This window comes from Dissulfurispira sp. (assembly GCF_036745535.1).
Classification (GTDB): domain Bacteria; phylum Nitrospirota; class Thermodesulfovibrionia; order Thermodesulfovibrionales; family Dissulfurispiraceae; genus Dissulfurispira.
In genome coordinates this window covers 1-1,039 of sequence record NZ_DAIOFX010000192.1, presented here as the reverse complement: position 1 = coordinate 1,039, position 1,039 = coordinate 1, and the positions used below count along the sequence as shown (strand labels likewise).

Genomic DNA, 1,039 nt, shown 5'->3' with positions numbered 1-1,039 from the left:
AGGAGGTCTTTATGACGCAGGCATTGGCAGAAAGGGAGACAGGAAGCCGTTCAGTGGGTCAGGAGTATGTAACATTCAGTCTTAATAATGAAGAGTATGCCTTTGATGCCCTGAATGTCAGGGAGATCATCGAATTCGGCAATGTTACAAAGGTTCCCCACCTCCCTGATTTTTTCAAAGGCGTTATTAATCCTCGGGGCACAATAACCCCGGTTGTTGATTTGAAGCAGAAATTCGGGATGGAATCCGGAAACTATCAGAGGCACACATGTGTAATCGTTACAGAGTTTTCGAAGGGTGTAATGGGGGTTATTGTGGATGCCGTATCCGATGTCATGTATTTGCCTGATGAATCCATCTCATCCACGCCGTCCTTCGGGACAAAGATAAGGACAGATTTCATTAAGGGAATGGGAAAGGTAGGAGACAGGCTGGTGCTTATACTCGATATCGACAAGGTGCTTACAGAGGAAGAGGCATCGATAATCGGCGAACAACTGGCAGTTGACACTGCCCGGCAGGAAGGAGGGTTATCATGAGGATGACGATTTCAAAAAACTTTATTTTGGCATAGGGGTGTTGGCAGTAGTGCTTATTGGACTCGCCGCATTTTCACAGATGGGTATTAAGAAGACAAAATCAGATCTTACATTGGTTCAGGAATATCCCGAACTGCAGGCACTGTTGGGTTCAAGGACAATAGACCATTATAAGTGGGCAGAAGGGCTTGGAGTAGGCACGCTTTTATTAGGAAAGGAGTTTACCGGACAGATCGACCACACAAAATGCGAGCTGGGTAAATGGTATTATTCCTACAAGCCGCCAAAAGAATTGGAGGATGAATTCAAAAAAATAGAAGAACCGCATAAGAGGTTCCATGCCACAGCGCCAAAGATATTAACCGCCTTAAAGGAAGGGAAGCGTGATCAGGCAATGAAGATTTATCAGGAAGAGACAATGCCTGCCCTGACAGCAACACAGGAGGCATTGACAGAGATGAGGGTCGGGGTCAAGAAACTGATAGACAGGGAGATAGCAG

General features: G+C 45.9%; 2 protein-coding genes. Both read left to right on the top strand.

Annotated features, from left to right (window positions below):
• Nucleotides 1-539, top strand: a 539-nt coding sequence (locus V7L97_RS12790; RefSeq protein ID WP_333656599.1) for a chemotaxis protein CheW, incomplete at its 5' end; no start/stop codon positions are given.
• Nucleotides 505-1,039, top strand: a 535-nt coding sequence (locus V7L97_RS12785) for a CZB domain-containing protein (protein WP_333656596.1), incomplete at its 3' end; no start/stop codon positions are given. The genes V7L97_RS12790 and V7L97_RS12785, both read left to right, overlap by 35 nt.